Source organism: Rhodococcus sp. 4CII (assembly GCF_014256275.1).
Lineage (GTDB): Bacteria > Actinomycetota > Actinomycetes > Mycobacteriales > Mycobacteriaceae > Rhodococcus_F > Rhodococcus_F wratislaviensis_A.
Window position 1 is genome coordinate 1,403,203 of the sequence record NZ_JACCFE010000002.1, and the last position, 14,744, is coordinate 1,417,946.

General features: G+C 68.2%; 15 protein-coding genes. 7 read left to right on the top strand and 8 right to left on the bottom strand.

Annotated features, from left to right (window positions below):
- Window positions 1-14 precede the first annotated feature (14 nt).
- Window positions 15-443, top strand: a complete 429-nt coding sequence (locus tag H0B43_RS07425; protein WP_185728564.1) for a limonene-1,2-epoxide hydrolase family protein — start codon at window positions 15-17, stop codon at window positions 441-443.
- 85 nt (window positions 444-528) lie between these two features.
- Here H0B43_RS07425 and H0B43_RS07430 read toward each other — a convergent pair whose 3' ends face one another.
- The 3 genes from H0B43_RS07430 to H0B43_RS07440 all read right to left on the bottom strand — a co-directional run bounded on the left by H0B43_RS07430 (window position 529) and on the right by H0B43_RS07440 (window position 4,791).
- Entirely contained in the window at window positions 529-1,896 is a 1,368-nt protein-coding gene (locus tag H0B43_RS07430; RefSeq protein WP_185728562.1) for a PhoH family protein, read from the bottom strand.
- Window positions 1,897-2,208: 312 nt separating this feature from the next.
- On the bottom strand, window positions 2,209-3,504 hold the full coding sequence (glyA, locus tag H0B43_RS07435) for a serine hydroxymethyltransferase (protein ID WP_185728560.1): 1,296 nt from the start codon (window positions 3,502-3,504) through the stop codon (window positions 2,209-2,211).
- Window positions 3,505-3,570: 66 nt separating this feature from the next.
- Window positions 3,571-4,791, bottom strand: a complete 1,221-nt coding sequence (locus H0B43_RS07440) for a DUF885 domain-containing protein (RefSeq protein ID WP_185728558.1) — start codon at window positions 4,789-4,791, stop codon at window positions 3,571-3,573.
- 169 nt (window positions 4,792-4,960) lie between these two features.
- On the opposite strand from H0B43_RS07440, the gene coaA reads away from it, so the two are divergent.
- Window positions 4,961-5,893, top strand: a complete 933-nt coding sequence (gene coaA / locus H0B43_RS07445; RefSeq protein WP_005238987.1) for a type I pantothenate kinase — start codon at window positions 4,961-4,963, stop codon at window positions 5,891-5,893.
- A gap of 41 nt (window positions 5,894-5,934) precedes the next feature.
- On the opposite strand, the gene H0B43_RS07450 is transcribed toward coaA, so the two are convergent.
- Window positions 5,935-6,702: an isoprenyl transferase gene (locus H0B43_RS07450; RefSeq protein WP_185728556.1), complete on the bottom strand. Its 768-nt coding sequence runs from the start codon at window positions 6,700-6,702 to the stop codon at window positions 5,935-5,937.
- Window positions 6,703-6,863: 161 nt separating this feature from the next.
- Between H0B43_RS07450 and H0B43_RS07455 the strand changes: the two genes are divergently transcribed.
- On the top strand, window positions 6,864-7,532 hold the full coding sequence (locus tag H0B43_RS07455) for a hemolysin III family protein (RefSeq protein WP_185728554.1): 669 nt from the start codon (window positions 6,864-6,866) through the stop codon (window positions 7,530-7,532).
- A 7-nt stretch (window positions 7,533-7,539) separates the two neighbouring features.
- On the opposite strand, the gene H0B43_RS07460 is transcribed toward H0B43_RS07455, so the two are convergent.
- From H0B43_RS07460 to mca, 3 genes are read right to left on the bottom strand one after another with little or no spacing between them, the layout of a single operon-like run.
- A complete protein-coding gene (locus tag H0B43_RS07460) occupies window positions 7,540-9,555 on the bottom strand; it encodes a thioredoxin domain-containing protein (protein WP_185728552.1) in 2,016 nt (671 codons plus the stop codon).
- Window positions 9,556-9,572: 17 nt separating this feature from the next.
- Entirely contained in the window at window positions 9,573-9,893 is a 321-nt protein-coding gene (locus H0B43_RS07465; RefSeq protein WP_185728550.1) for a hypothetical protein, read from the bottom strand.
- Window positions 9,890-10,768 (bottom strand): mycothiol conjugate amidase Mca, encoded by an 879-nt coding sequence (gene mca, locus H0B43_RS07470; RefSeq protein WP_185728547.1) that lies wholly within the window; start codon window positions 10,766-10,768, stop codon window positions 9,890-9,892. Before mca ends, H0B43_RS07465 begins: the two co-directional genes overlap by 4 nt.
- A 190-nt stretch (window positions 10,769-10,958) precedes the next feature.
- Here mca and H0B43_RS07475 point away from each other — a divergent pair, with 190 nt between their 5' ends.
- Together H0B43_RS07475 and greA are read left to right on the top strand one after the other, a co-directional pair.
- The gene (locus tag H0B43_RS07475) at window positions 10,959-11,384 is read left to right on the top strand and encodes a DUF4307 domain-containing protein (protein WP_185728546.1); all 426 of its coding nucleotides are present in this window, start codon (window positions 10,959-10,961) and stop codon (window positions 11,382-11,384) included.
- 225 nt (window positions 11,385-11,609) lie between these two features.
- Window positions 11,610-12,104 (top strand): transcription elongation factor GreA, encoded by a 495-nt coding sequence (greA, locus tag H0B43_RS07480; protein ID WP_005238978.1) that lies wholly within the window; start codon window positions 11,610-11,612, stop codon window positions 12,102-12,104.
- An 80-nt stretch (window positions 12,105-12,184) separates the two neighbouring features.
- Here the strand turns inward: greA and H0B43_RS07485 are convergent, their stop codons facing one another.
- Window positions 12,185-13,534 (bottom strand): bifunctional lytic transglycosylase/C40 family peptidase, encoded by a 1,350-nt coding sequence (locus tag H0B43_RS07485; protein WP_185728545.1) that lies wholly within the window; start codon window positions 13,532-13,534, stop codon window positions 12,185-12,187.
- Between the two features lie 220 nt (window positions 13,535-13,754).
- Between H0B43_RS07485 and H0B43_RS07490 the strand changes: the two genes are divergently transcribed.
- Complete coding sequence (locus H0B43_RS07490) at window positions 13,755-13,949, top strand: hypothetical protein (protein WP_185728543.1); 195 nt, start codon at window positions 13,755-13,757, stop codon at window positions 13,947-13,949.
- A 19-nt stretch (window positions 13,950-13,968) separates the two neighbouring features.
- Window positions 13,969-14,739, top strand: coding sequence for an FAD:protein FMN transferase (locus H0B43_RS07495; RefSeq protein WP_185728541.1), 771 nt, complete (start codon window positions 13,969-13,971; stop codon window positions 14,737-14,739).
- The last annotated feature ends 5 nt before the right edge of the window (window positions 14,740-14,744 follow it).

Consider the following 14,744-nt stretch of genomic DNA (forward strand, 5'->3'; position numbering starts at 1 on the left):
ACTGGGAGAAGATCATGAATTCGAATTCGCACGCACCGACGGGAACCACGCGGAACGCCGCGGATGTCGAGGTGGTTCGGGCGTTCCTGAACGCGCTCGTCGCCGGCGACCCGGACGCCGCACAGCAGTATCTCGACCAGGACATCGTGTGGCACAACGTGTCTCTGCCCAAGATCCGCGGCATCCGCTCCGTGATGCGCATCCTCAACGGCATGAGCCGGCCCGGTGTCGGATTCGATGTGCGCCTGCACCACATCGCGGGCGACGGAACAGCGGTACTCACCGAACGCACCGACGTCCTGATCTACAAGCGAGTGCGCAGCGAGTTCTGGGTGTGCGGCACGTTCGAGATGAAGGACGGCAAGATCGCCGTCTGGCGTGACTATTTCAGCAACCGGGACGTCCTGTGGGGCACACTCAAGGGAATCCTGCGCGCCTTCTGACGGTCCCGGTTCCGCCCGATGTCACCTCGGTCCACTACGACTGCACCGGTGCGACATCGGACGGATCACGCTGCGGGACTGCCGCCTACGGCGTCGGCCCGAACTCCTCCAGCATCTCCGTCACGAGCGCCGCGATCGGCGAGCGCTCACTGCGGGTCAGCGTGATGTGCGCGAAGAGCGGATGCCCCTTCAGCTTCTCGATCACCGCTGCCACACCGTCGTGACGTCCGACCCGCAGATTGTCGCGCTGAGCGACGTCGTGCGTGAGGATCACGCGGGAGCCGGTTCCCAGCCGGGAGAGCACCGTGAGCAGCACGTTGCGTTCCAGCGACTGCGCCTCGTCCACGATCACGAACGAATCGTGCAGCGATCGTCCGCGAATATGCGTGAGCGGCAGCACTTCCAGCATGCCGCGGCTGATGACCTCGTCCATCACCTCGGGGCTGGCGAGGCCGTCGAGGGTGTCGAAGACCGCCTGGGCCCACGGGCCCATCTTCTCGCTCTCACTGCCGGGCAGGTAGCCGAGTTCCTGACCACCCACCGCGTACAGGGGCCGGAAGACGACGACCTTGCGCTGGGTGCGTCGCTCCAGCACCGCCTCCAGCCCCGCCGTCAGCGCCAGCGCGGACTTTCCGGTACCCGCCTTGCCGCCGAGCGACACGATGCCCACGCTGTCGTCCAGCAGGATGTCCAGGGCGATCCGCTGCTCGGCCGAACGCCCGTGCAGGCCGAATGCTTCACGCTCCCCGCGCACCAACTGCACCCGCTTGTCGGCGTTCACCCTGCCCAGCGCGCTCGACGAACCACCCAGCAGCCGAATACCCGTGTGGCACGGAAGCTCCCGGGCCTCCTCCAGGTCGACGACGCCCTCGGCGAACAACTCGTCGATCGACGACGACGCCACATCCATTTCCGTCATACCCGTCCACCCGGACGGCACGACGTCGTGAGCGTGGTATTCGTCGGCGGGCAGACCCACCGCACCGGCCTTCACACGCAGCGGGATGTCCTTGCTGACGAGGACGACGTCGCCCCCCTCGGCCTCGAGATTCAAGGCGCAGGCGAGGATCCTGGAATCGTTGCTGTCCGTGCGGAATCCGACCGGCAGAACCGACGGGTCGGTGTGATTGAGCTCGACCTGCAGGGTGCCCCCCTCCGTGCCGATCGGCACGGGCTGATCGAGACGACCGTATTGCAGCCGGAGGTCGTCCAGCATACGCAGCGATTCCCTTGCGAACCATCCCAACTCGTGGTGGTGCCGCTTCCCTTCGAGCTCGCTGATCACGACGAGGGGAAGCACCACACGGTGCTCGGCGAACCTGGTGACGGCCCAGGGGTCGGACAGCAGAACGGACGTGTCGAGCACGAACGTACGAACTGCCGAGTCCGAGGATTTCCTGGGTGCGGCGGACGAATGTCCGGCGCGGGCTGAGACGGAGCGTGAAGCAGTCACGTTGGCTCCTAGGTCTGCGTGGCACCCACGCAAACTCGGTTCGCTGGAACCGGTCCGTCCCTGGTGTGTCAATCCACACGGGGGCCGGGCGCCGGCCCCCTCGCACTGAGTGTTTCAGCCACGATCAGGACCTCCCGTACAAGCAACTTCCCCGCTGCCTGTTACCCCCGACGGTACTGCCAAACACGCCGGACGGCCGCGCGAGCGGCGGGCGTGTCGGTGAACATCAAGTTACGCGGAGAAGGCGCCTGCGGCGCCCGTGCGCCTTTCTGGTTGCTCCAACGACCAGAAAGGCGCACGAGCGCGAAGCGCCTAAACCAGGCGCCAGTCCTCGAGGCCCTCGTACAACGGGAAGTCGGCGGCGAGCTTCGACACGCGGGACTTCAGCGTCTCGACGTCGGACGATCCGGCGAGCGCGGTGCCGATGACGTCGGCGACCTCGGTGAACTGCTCGTCGCCGAAGCCACGCGACGCGAGCGCGGCAGTGCCGATCCGGAGGCCGGACGTGACCATCGGCGGGCGCGGGTCGAAGGGCACCGCGTTGCGGTTGACGGTGATGCCGACCTCGTGGAGAAGGTCCTCACCCTGCTGTCCGTCGAGCTGGGAGTTGCGCAAGTCGACGAGCACGAGGTGGACGTCGGTGCCGCCGGTGAGGACGCTGACACCCTTGTCCACGACATCCGAGCCGGTCAGACGCTCGGCGAGGATCTTCGCGCCGGTCAGGGTGCGCTGCTGGCGGTCCTTGAACTCGTCGGTGCCCGCGATCTTCAGGGAGACGGCCTTGGCGGCGATGGCGTGCATTAGCGGTCCGCCCTGCTGGCCGGGGAAGACGGCGGAGTTGAGCTTCTTCGCCCACTCCTGCTTGGCGAGGATCAGACCGGAGCGGGGTCCGCCGAGCGTCTTGTGGACGGTGCTCGACACGACGTCGGCGTAGGGCACGGGCGACGGGTGCAGGCCGGCCGCCACCAGGCCCGCGAAGTGCGCCATGTCGACCCACAGGTACGCGCCGACCTCGTCGGCGATGGAACGGAACGCGGCGAAGTCCTCGTGACGCGGGTACGCGGACCAGCCGGCGACGATGACCTTCGGCTGCGCGGCCACGGCGATCTTGCGGACCTCGTCCATGTCGATGCGGTGGTCTTCCTTGCTGACCCCGTACGACTCGACGTCGTAGAGCTTGCCGGAGAAGTTCAGCTTCATGCCGTGCGTGAGGTGGCCGCCGTGCGCCAGGTCGAGGCCGAGGAGCTTCTCACCCGGGTTCATCAGGGCCATCAGGACCGCCGCGTTGGCCTGGGCGCCGGAGTGCGGCTGGACGTTCGCGAAGTCGGCGCCGAACAGTTCCTTCGCCCGGGTGCGGGCGAGGTCCTCGACGACGTCGACGTGCTCGCATCCGCCGTAGTAGCGGCGGCCCGGGTAGCCCTCGGCGTACTTGTTGGTGAGCACGCTGCCCTGCGCCTGGAGGACCGCGCGGGGAACGAAGTTCTCCGAGGCGATCATCTCGAGCGTGTCGCGCTGACGGGCCAGCTCACCTGCCATGGCCTGGGCGACTTCGGGGTCGAGTTCGGCGAGGGGGGCCGTGTTGACGTCGGTACCGGGCACAGCGGTCATCGAGGGATCTCCAAGCTGGATGCGGAAACGAATGCTCCCAGTCTACGAAGAACCCGTGAGCAGTACCTAACCGCCCGCGGTGAGGTAGCCCTCATCGGCGCGCAGGACGCTGGGAACGAGTGGCTCGTCGAGCAGGCGGCGGAACCGTTCCGACCGCTCCGCGCCGACGGGCACCTCGGCCAGCCAGCCGCCGAGCAGGCGGTACCCCTCCACGTAGGTGCTGGTGTACGCCCGCCACAGCGGCGAGGACAGGAAGCGCAGCGACTGCCGGGCCCGCTCGGGGGTCGACAGGCTCCACCGCTGGAGGAATGCCGCCACGTCGTCGTGGCTGCGGCCCTCGTCGTGCAGCATCATCGCCGCGTCCTGCCGCACGCCGAGCAGCTGTCCGGACGCTGCCGACAGGCGTTGCGCCTGCTCACCGTCGAATCGCAGACCGAGGTCGGCGTAGATTTCCTGCGCCCACAGCCCCCAGTCGGCGCCGACGATCGATTCCAGCGCGAGGTCGGCGAGGCCCTCGGCCATCAGGCACTGCGGCGTGTTGACGACGAACAGCGTCTGCTCGAGCTGTCCGGCGCCGACCAGTCCGGCTTCCTTCCGGCAGTGCTCGGTGTGGTGGCCGGGGTACGACTCGTGCGCGATCAGCCGCGGCAGGTTCGCCATGTGTTGTTCGAGATCGGAGTTGATCGCGACCTTCGACCGGTAGTCGCCGAGGTAGTAGTTGAACCCCGACCACGGCTTGTCGCCCACCACCTCGTACTCCACGACCTCCGAGTCGGGCAACACGTAGTGCTGCCGCACGAGGTCGCGGAGGGCGCTCGAGAAGGCGTCGACACATTCCTGCAACCGGTCGGCGGGAATCGTGTCCTTCGCCCGGTGGACGCGGACGCGTTCGGCGAGCGGCGCCGGTCCGGGCAGCACGGCGTCCATCTTCCGGTGCGCCTCCCGGTACTGCTCCTCGTCGCCGCGTTCGATGTGAACGTCGAAGTACGCCTCGACCTCGTCGACGAAGCCGATGTCGTCGCCCGCGAACTTGCGTCCCGAGCATTCGAGGGCGCGGAGGTGGACGTCGAGGAACCGGGCACGCTCCTCGGACAGTCCCGCCGACGGCAATTCGGCACGCAGGTGCGCCGCCGTGCGCGCGAGGTCACGCGGATCGGGCTTCGGCGCGTTCTCCACCTGCCTGCGCAACGCGGGATCGCCGGTGTACGCGTCGACGAATCCTTCCTCCAGCCGGTCGAAACCCAGCCCGAGCAGCAAGTATTCGCGGACGAACGAAACGGATTCCATGCCGTCCGACCTTAGTCGCAGACACGTCTTCCCGACCCGCCGACAGCGCAGCCTGTGGCACCAAGCACAATCCGACTATGCAACCGCTACTCGCCAGCGCGACGACGACGGCAGAGATTCTGGGCATGGACCGCTCACTCCCCCTGGTACCCGAGTGTGAGCGGAACTGATGGCGCGGACGAGCGAGTCCAGTCCGTACGTCGAATTCGACCGGAAGCAGTGGCGCACACTGCGTAAGTCGACGCCGCTCGTCCTCACCGAGGAAGAGCTGTACGGACTGCGGGGCCTCGGCGAGCAGATCGACCTCGAGGAGGTCGCGGAGGTCTACCTGCCGCTGTCGCGTCTCATCCACCTCCAGGTGGCGGCCCGGCAGCGACTGTTCGCCGCGACCGCGACGTTCCTCGGCGAGAAGCACCCCGACCAGCAGGTGCCGTTCGTGATCGGCGTCGCCGGCAGTGTCGCGGTCGGCAAGTCGACCACGGCGCGTGTCCTGCAGGCGCTGCTCGCGCGCTGGGAGCACCACCCGCGGGTCGACCTGGTTACGACGGACGGCTTCCTGTATCCGACGGCCGAACTGAACCGCCGCGGCATCATGCACCGCAAGGGCTTTCCCGAGAGTTACGACCGCCGCAAGCTGCTGCGGTTCGTCACCGAGGTGAAGTCGGGGGCCGAAGAAGTGGCCGCGCCGGTGTATTCACACATCTCGTACGACATCATCCCCGGCCAGTATCACCTGATCCGGCAGCCGGACATCCTCATCATCGAGGGTCTCAACGTGCTGCAGACCGGCCCGCGGCTGATGGTGTCGGACCTGTTCGACTTCTCGATCTACGTCGACGCGCGGATCGAGGACATCGAGAACTGGTACATCCAGCGGTTTCTGGCGCTGCGGAAGACGTCGTTCTCGGATCCCGATGCGCACTTCCACCACTACGCCGGATTGTCGGATCGGGATGCGACGTCAGCCGCGCAGGAGATCTGGCACAACATCAACCGGCCGAATCTGGTGGAGAACATCCTGCCGACGCGTCCGCGCGCCACGCTCGTGTTGCGCAAGGACGCGAATCATTCGATCAACCGGCTGCGGCTCCGCAAGCTGTAGGTGAGTGGCGAAGTGTGTTCAGGCACGCTTCGCCGCTCACGTCAGACGCCGAACCTGCGGTGCCGGGCGGCGTAGTCGCGCAGCGCGCGGAGGAAGTCGACGCGACGGAACTCGGGCCAGTACGCCTCAGTGAACCAGATCTCGGAGTACGCGCTCTGCCACAGCAGGAAACCCGACAGCCGCTGCTCCCCTGACGTGCGGATCACGAGGTCCGGGTCGGGCTGGCCGGACGTGTAGAGGTGGCCGTCGATGCCGTCGACCGTGATCGATTTCACGAGTTCGTCCCCCGCCAGTCCCGCGAGAATCTTTTCGCTCAGCAGAGACTGGACGGCGTCGGAGATCTCCTGCCGGCCGCCGTAGCCGATGGCGACGTTGACGTGGGTGCCGGTGCGGCCCTCGGTTCCGGCGGCCGCGTCGCGCAGTCGGCGCGACTGTTCGGCGGGCAGGAGATCGAGTGCGCCGACGATCTTGACGCTCCAGTTCTTGTCCGGGCCCGAGATCTCCTCGACGACGTCCGTGATGATCTCGAGCAGGGTGTCGAGTTCCTCGGGGTCGCGGCGCAGATTCTCGGTGGACAGCAGGTAGATGGTGGCCATCTCGATGCCCGCGGCGTCGCACCAGCCGAGCAGCTCGGAGATCTTGAGGGCGCCCATGCGGTGGCCGTGGCTGACGTCCTCGAAGCCGTTCTCCCGGGCCCACCGCCGGTTGCCGTCGCACATCACGGCAATGTGCCGAGGGTGCTGTAGTCCGTCGAGCCGCGCGAGTAGCCGACGCTCGTAGATGCTGTACAGCAGTCCTCGCGCACTCACCTGGAGATCACCATGACACGCAAGACTACGCCGCAGCCGAACGTGATCCGCGACGGCCGTCACACAGCGCGCGACTTCCTGCTACCGACGGGTACGCTCACAGCACGAGCTAACCTACGGTCCCGTAGGTTAGCGCCACGCACAGCGAGAAGAGGTGTTCAGTGACCGCTTTCGGCCTCGACGAACTACCCGTCAAGCCCCGACTGCGAGGGTGGATCCACCTGTGGGCGTTCGGCGTCTCCGTGATCGCCGGGCTCGTCCTCGTCACACTCGCGGGCCTCCGGGTGTCGGAGCAGGCGGCCCTCGCGACCGCCGTCTACAGCCTGACGGTGTGCGGCGTCTTCGGGGTCAGCGCCACGTATCACCGGACCCACTGGAACACCGTGTCGGCGCGCACCTGGATGAAGCGCGCGGACCATTCGATGATCTTCCTGTTCATCGCCGGCAGCTACACCCCGTTCGCGGTGCTCGGGCTCCCCTCCGGAACCGGCCGGACGCTGCTGATCGTCGTGTGGGCGGGGGCGCTCGCCGGGGTCGCGCTGAAGATGCTCTGGCCGACGGCGCCGCGATGGGTGGGTGTGCCGCTGTACCTGCTGCTCGGCTGGGCGATCGTCCCGGTCGCACCCGAACTGACACGCGAGGTCGGCGTCCTCCCGATGCTGCTGCTCCTGATCGGCGGCATCCTGTATTCGGTCGGCGCGATCCTCTACGCCACCAAGTGGCCCAATCCGTGGCCGTCCACATTCGGCCATCACGAGTTCTTCCACGCGGCCACCGTCGTCGCGGCGCTGTGCCACTACATCGCCGTGTGGCTGGTGGTGTTCCGGTAGCAGCCGGTTACCGGCTCAACGCCTCGCCGAGGTCCTCGGCCGTCGACACCGGGCGGTCGCAGACGAACCCGCGGCACACGTACGCCGCCGACGTTCCCCCGACCAGCGGACGGTCGGTGAGCAGGGGTGACGAGTCCGGTTCGCCCCCGACCACGACCGCGCCGCCGGGGGCAAGTCTGCGGGCCTGCGCGAGCAGCGCGGAGTCGCCGTCGGTGGCCACCGCCACCTGGATCGGGCCACGCACCGACGCCTCGGCGACGGCGAGCCAGTGCCCGGCGGATCGCGGTGCACGTTGCAGGAGCAGCGCGACCCGGTCGAGCGAGTGGGCGGCAGCGGCCGCGTACCGTCCCGACGACTCCTGGTCGGCCACCGCGGCCGCGGTGAGCAGCGCCTCTGCCAGGCACGACGCTCCGGACGGCGTCGCTCCGTCGACGGGGTCCCGGGGTCGGGTCACCAGCGTCTCCGCGTCGTCCGCGGTGTCGAACCAGCTGCCGGGCCGCTCTGCATCGGCGAAATGGATCAGCGCGCGGTCCAGCAACGCCAGCGCGTGCGTCGACCAGTCAGGATCGCCGGTCGCCTGGTACAGCGCGAGGAGTCCTGTCGCCAGGCACGCGTAGTCCTCGAGCACGCCGGCCGACTCGCCGACGGAAGGTCCCAGCGACGCGCGCCGCAGCCGCCCGTCGACGACGTGCAGTCCGAGGACCGCTCGCGCGCACTCCGCGGCGGCGGCCACCCACTCCGGCCTGCCGAGGCCCGCGCCCGCCTCGGCGAGCGCGGTGATCGTGAGGCCGTTCCAGGCGGTGACGACCTTGTCGTCGCGTCCGGGCTGCGGCCGGGTCGCCCGCTGCGCGAGCAGCGCGTCCCGCACCCGGCGCCAGCGGTCCCGGTCGTCCGGGTCGCGCGGGAGCTGCAGGACGGACGCGCCGGCCTCGAACGTCCCGGCGGGAGTCACCGCGAACACATCGGCCGCCCACTGCCCGTCGTCGGGCCCGAGGACGTCGACGAGCTGCTCCGGGGTCCACACATACGTGAGCCCCTCCACGCCCTGGGTATCGGCGTCGAGGGCCGACGCGAACGACCCGTTCGCGGTGCGCAGATCGCGCAGCAGGAATTCGACGGTCTCCTCCGCGACCCGGACGGCCAGGTCCGAGCCCGTGCGGCGACCCAGGTGCGCGTACGCGCGCAACAGCTGGGCGTTGTCGTAGAGCATCTTCTCGAAGTGCGGCACCACCCACGCCGCGTCGACCGAGTAGCGGGCGAACCCGCCGCCGAGCTGGTCGTAGATGCCGCCGCGGGCCATCGCCGACGCGGTGCGCTGCACCACGCCGAGGACGGCGTCGTCGCCGGAGCGCTCGTACGTGCGGAGTAGGCCCTCCATCAGCGCAGACGGGGGGAATTTGGGGGCGCCCCCGAACCCGCCGCGCTCGGCGTCCTCGTCGCCGCACACGCTCCCGGCGGCCGCGTCCAGCAGAGCCGCGTCGACCCGGACGTCGCCCTCGGGGATGCCGCCGGCGCCGCGCCGCAATTCCGCGACCACCGAGGCGGCCGCCTCGTCGACGTCGCCGCGACGGTCACGCCACGTGTCGGCGATGGCGCCCAGCAACTGGGTGAACGACGGCATGCCGCCACGCGGCTCCGCCGGGTAATAGGTACCGCAATAGAACGGGGCGCCGGCCGGGGTGAGAAAGCACGTCATCGGCCAGCCGCCCTGACCGGTCATCGCGACCGTGGCGTTCATGTACACCGCGTCGAGGTCGGGCCGCTCCTCGCGGTCGACCTTGACGCAGACGAAATGCTCGTTCATCAGCGACGCCACCGCCTCGTCCTCGAAGGACTCGTGAGCCATCACGTGGCACCAATGGCACGCCGAGTACCCGATCGACAACAGGATCGGGACGTCCCGCTCCCGCGCCCACTCGGTGGCCTCCGGACCCCACTGCTGCCAGTGCACGGGATTGTCGGCGTGCTGTCGGAGATAGGGGCTGGTGGACCCGCCGAGTGTGTTGCGCGCGCGTGGGTCCATCTCCAGCTCCCGTTCGACTACTTCTGCAGGTTCGGTGGGGTGTCCGTGGGCTTCGGCGGTTCGGTCGTACTCGCGCCGCCGCCGTGAATCGCGCCGCGGTCGGTGCCCTCGTCCGCTTCCTGGTCGGGTTCGGGGTGCTCCGGCTCGAACGTCTCGGGCAGATTCTTGAGCTTCTTGTTCATCGACCGCACCAGCAGCACCACACCCGCGAGCAGCGCGAGTATCACCACGAGGCCGATGGGCGACGCCTTACCGAATTCGGGGCCGGACGGCGTGCTCGGCGTCTGCGCCAGGATGTCTGCCGCGCCGGTCACGATGCCGGCCGTCAATGCATTCACTGCCGGCCGTCCTCGGCGATGCCCGCGAACAGGTCGTTCTCCGGGATGGAGGTGGTGACCCGTGTCTTCGCGAGTTCGAATTCCTCGGTGGGCCAGATCTTCTGCTGAATCTCGAGCGGAACCGCGAAGAACGAGCCGTTCGGGTCGATCTGGGTGGCGTGGGCCCGCAACGCGTCGTCCCGCTTCGGGAAGTAGTCGCCGCACGTGATCTGGGTGGTGACGCGCGCCATCAGGTCACCCTGCTCGGTCTTCCACTTCTTGAGCCATTCGGCCATCGGGAACTCTTCGCCGCGGCGGTCGTACTCCTCCTGGAACTGCAGGAGTCGCTTCCGGATGAAGCCGTGCGAGTAGTAGACCTTCTGCACCTGCCACGGTTCTCCGGCGTCCGGGAACTGATCGGGGTCGGCCGCGGCCTCGTACGCGGCCATCGACACCTCGTGGCACCGGATGTGATCGGGGTGCGGGTAGCCACCGTTCTCGTCGTACGTGGTCATGACGTGCGGGCGGAACTCACGGATCGCGCGCACCAGCACCTCGGTCGACTCCTCGAGCGGAACGAGCGCGAAGCATCCCTCCGGCAGCGGCGGCTTCGGGTCGCCCTCCGGCAGACCGGAGTCGACGAATCCCAGCCACTGATGCTGAACACCGAGGATGCGCGCCGCCTCGGCCATCTCCTCGATGCGCACCTCGTGGATGCGGTCCCGCACCCCGGGCACGTCCATCGCGGGGTTGAGGATGTCGCCACGTTCACCACCGGTCAACGTCACGACCTTCACTTCGTTGCCTTCTGCGGCGTAACGGGCCGTCGTCGCGGCGCCCTTGCTCGACTCGTCGTCGGGATGGGCATGGACGGCCATGAGCCGGAATCCGCTCACGTATTCGTTCACCTCAACTTCGCCAGTAGCCGTTGCCGGCTTGTCCGTGTCGTGCGCTCTCGCCCCCGCCATCGCTGGCGGCGCACTGACGCACGTCCTCTATAGTTCCACCCGAGAGTTCCGCTTGCAGCCGTGCCCCCGCTCGAGTGCTGTGAGTTACAGGGAACCGGAGCGGTACGAGAGTTGAGAGATGACGAGAACGCTTCCCCCCGGCCGATACACAGCCGCGGCAAAGCCTGCGCATTCGAAGCGCTGGCTCGTGTGGGCGCTGTCCGCAGCAGTCGTGGTGGTCGGCGTGATCGTGGCGTTCGTCGCATACGACAAGTTCGCCGTCTCCGAGATCGACAGTGAGGCCACGTCGTTCGATCTGGTGAGTGATTCGCAACTCGACATCACGTTCACCGTCACGCGCGAGGACCCGTCCCGGGACGCGGTCTGCATCGTCCGCTCGCGCTCCAAGGACGGTTCCGAGACCGGCCGCCGGGAGGTCTTCATCGCCGGCGGCGAGGATCAGACGGTGAAGGTCACCGCACCCGTCTACACTTCGCGGCCGCCGGCCATGGGCGACATCTACGGCTGCAGCCTGGACGTTCCCGCCTATCTCACCCGCGGCTGACACACCCGAACCCGAGCGACCGTTCGGCTTATTCGGGGGTTGCACTCCCCGATCGTGCTAGAATCGCCTGATACACGGTTCCGTTTGGAACCGTGTATTGCTGCATTGGCGGCAAGGCGGAACCCGAACGGCTGCGGCCCTCGAATCCGCCGAGCCGTTGATCACTGCTGTTGCAGTGGTCTGTCGAGGGAGCCCGGCGGCTCCAACTACGAGGGAGTGATCGAGATGACCGAGACCCAGGTGACCTGGCTGACCCAGGAGTCACACGACAGGCTCAAGAGCGAACTCGACCAGCTCATTGCCAATCGTCCGGTCATCGCCGCCGAAATCAACGAGCGTCGCGAAGAGGGCGATCTGAAGGAGAACGGCGGCTACCACGCGGCCCGCGAAGAGCAGGGCCAGCAGGAGGCGCGCATCCGCCAGCTTCAGGAACTCCTGAACAGCGCGAAGGTCGGCGAGGCCCCCACCCAATCCGGTGTCGCGCTGCCCGGTTCCGTGGTGAAGGTCTACTACGACGGCGACGAGAAGGACACCGAGACGTTCCTGATCGCCACCCGCGAAGAGGGTGCCCGCGACAACAAGCTCGAGGTCTACTCCCCCAACTCCCCGCTGGGTGGCGCACTGCTCGAGGCGAAGGTCGGCGAGACCCGCGAATACACGCTGCCCAACGGCAGCAGCATGAAGGTGACGCTCGTCAGCGCGGAGCCGTACCACAGCTGATCTCGGATCCACCGCCGAAAACTCCGGTCCGGGCCCAGCGCCCGGGCCGGAGTTTCTGCGTTTTTCGGACGCACGGTTCTTCAGAAGAGCCGGCGAGCCTTCATGCCGGCGAACACGGGTCCGATGCGCACGACGTCCCCGGTGGTCGGCGCGTGCAGCATCAAACCGTTACCGACGTAGATCGCCACGTGCCCCGGCCCACCCGACTGCCAGTTGCCGAACAGCAGATCCCCGGGCCTGGCCTCGGACAGCGGCACCTCGACGCCGACACCCCACTGGGTCTCCGACGTGCGGGGCAGCTTGATGCCGGTGGCGGCGTACACAGCGAAGGACGTCAGACCGGAGCAGTCGAAACCGCCACCGGACGGCCCGTTGATGTTGCCGCCGCCCCACACGTACGGCAGTCCGATGAACCGCATGGCCGCTTCGACGACACGGCTCGTGTCGCCGGCGGCGGCGCCGTAGAAGAACGGTGACAGCATCCGCGCGAACGAGTCCTCGAGCGAGCGGATCCGTGCGACGTACGGCTGGGTTTCGTGCTCGTAGTCGAACTTCCCGGCGGGCATGCCACCGGCCGACCGGACCGCGCCCGCACCCGCGTTGTAGGCGGCGATCGTGAGGTCGAGGGTGTCGCCCTTGACGACTCCCTCCTTCTTCCAGCCGTCGATCTGCCCGAACAGGTCGCACAGCATCTGGCCGGACGCCATCATCGGGTCGGCGACGCCGTTGATGTCGACCTTGCCGTCGCCGTCGGCGTCCTTGCCGTACTTGGCCCAGGCAGCGGGCATGAACTGACCGGGGCCGCGGGCACCTGCCCGGGACACGGGCGACGTGGCGCCGTACCGGAAGCCGTTCTCGACCGAGTACAGGGCCGCCAGTGTCGGCGGCTTGATGCCCTCGCACAGCGACCCGGCCTTGCGGATCCACGGCGCGAAGACGGCGATGGCACCGACCGGCGCGAGCGAGACACCGGGAAACCCGGCGGGGACGGACGGGATCAGCGACCCGAGACCGCTGATGAGCGCCGGGACGCCGGGCAGGGCGGCCAGACCCCCGATCGCCGTTCCGACGTCGGGGGCACTCGGCGCGGGAGGCTGGTCGAGCGGTGCGTCCGGGAGCACCAATGGTGCGACCGGGGCGGGCGGCGGTGCCGCTTCGAGGGCGGGCGGTGGCGGAATGTAGGGGTCGGTTGCCTGCTTCACCACATCCGAAGCCTGGGCAACCATCTGCTCGGCCTGTGCACGGGCCGGCTCGGGGAGGGACGATATTGCGTTGTCAACTTGTTTCTGAACGTCGGGTGAGGCCTGCTCGACCACATGAATTGCTTCGGCTGCTTGATCTTTCACCGGCTGCGGTATGTCCGCTCCCTGAACGATGGCCCCCGCTGCGGTGGTGATCGCCACGATGATCGCCGCTGCATCAACTGACATACGTGCGCTCCTCCTCCTCGGTGCACCTAACCGAGTGAGTTCACGTTACGACGGGGCACAGCAGGTGCGAGGCGATTCTGCGGGATTGCTCCGTTTCCTGCTGTGACCTGCGGGATAGCGGCACCGGGCGAATCACGCCCACGGAACCGACTGCGCACTCGGGGAGGAGAGACAGATTCTTCCCAGGTTGTTCTAAGGTTCGTCGGGGAAGCTGGTCGGCATGAGTGAAGACCGACGGATCACCCGCCTGCTTCCCGTTCGCCGTGTCTTGGCAGCAGCTGGAATCGCCGGACTCGTCGCAGGTGGTGGTATGGCGGCAGCCGCCGCCGACCCCGCGACCCCCGATTCGTCGGTGGCAGCGCCCCTCGTCTCGGCTGGATTCGGCGCACCGGACGCCCTGTCCAGCGGTTCCTGAAACAACCGGAGATCCACCGATGACCAGCGCGCGCAGCGCAACCGAATGGTCCACCTGGGGTGTGCACGCCCGCATCGTCGTCACCGACCCGGACGCGCTGAGTTCGGCGTCGAACCTGATCCGCGGGTACCTCGCAGCCGCCGACGCCGCGGTCAACCGGGACCGTGCGGACGCCGAGATCCGCTCGCTCGACGAGGGCCGGAACACGGTCACACCGATGTTCGCCCGGTTCCTCGCCGACGCCCTCGCCGCGGCGCGCACGACAGAAGGAGCGCTCGACCCCACGGCCTCGTCCCCTGCCCCGCACGCGTGGCGGTCGATCACCGTCGAAGGCACGGAGATAACGCTTCCCGCCGGAGTGGAACTCGACCTGACGGCGACCGCGCGGGCGAGTTCCGCCGATCACTGTGCGTCGACGACGGCCGAGCTGCTCGGGTGCGGTGTCCTGGTGGCCCTCGGCGGAGACATCGCCACCGCGGGGACCACACCGCCCGGCGGCTGGCAGGTCCAGGTCCAGGACCTGCCCGGCGACCCAACCTGCCAGGTGTCGATTCCGTCGGGTGCGGCCGTCGCGACCGCCAGCACCGTCAAACCGCTGCACCCCGACTCGATCTCGTTGTGGCGCACCGTGTCCGTGGTGGCCGCGTCGTGCACCACCGCGCACGCGTCGAGCACGGCGGCGGTGGGGATGGGCGGCGGCGCCGTCGACTGGCTCACCAACCTCGAGCTACCCGCCCGGCTGGTGGACCAGGAGTTCCGGGTGATCACCCTCGGCGGGTGGCCGAACTAGATCCG

Excerpts from the sequence above, each read along its gene's own strand:
- glyA (WP_185728560.1), bottom strand. The coding sequence starts at position 3,504 with ATGACCGCTGTGCCCGGTACCGACGTCAACACGGCCCCCCTCGCCGAA.
- coaA (WP_005238987.1), top strand. The coding sequence starts at position 4,961 with ATGGCGCGGACGAGCGAGTCCAGTCCGTACGTCGAATTCGACCGGAAG.
- H0B43_RS07460 (WP_185728552.1), bottom strand. The coding sequence starts at position 9,555 with ATGGACCCACGCGCGCGCAACACACTCGGCGGGTCCACCAGCCCCTAT.
- greA (WP_005238978.1), top strand. The coding sequence starts at position 11,610 with ATGACCGAGACCCAGGTGACCTGGCTGACCCAGGAGTCACACGACAGG.
- H0B43_RS07490 (WP_185728543.1), top strand. The coding sequence starts at position 13,755 with ATGAGTGAAGACCGACGGATCACCCGCCTGCTTCCCGTTCGCCGTGTC.
- H0B43_RS07485 (WP_185728545.1), bottom strand. The coding sequence starts at position 13,534 with ATGTCAGTTGATGCAGCGGCGATCATCGTGGCGATCACCACCGCAGCG.
- H0B43_RS07440 (WP_185728558.1), bottom strand. The coding sequence starts at position 4,791 with ATGGAATCCGTTTCGTTCGTCCGCGAATACTTGCTGCTCGGGCTGGGT.
- H0B43_RS07475 (WP_185728546.1), top strand. The coding sequence starts at position 10,959 with ATGACGAGAACGCTTCCCCCCGGCCGATACACAGCCGCGGCAAAGCCT.
- H0B43_RS07425 (WP_185728564.1), top strand. The coding sequence starts at position 15 with ATGAATTCGAATTCGCACGCACCGACGGGAACCACGCGGAACGCCGCG.
- H0B43_RS07495 (WP_185728541.1), top strand. The coding sequence starts at position 13,969 with ATGACCAGCGCGCGCAGCGCAACCGAATGGTCCACCTGGGGTGTGCAC.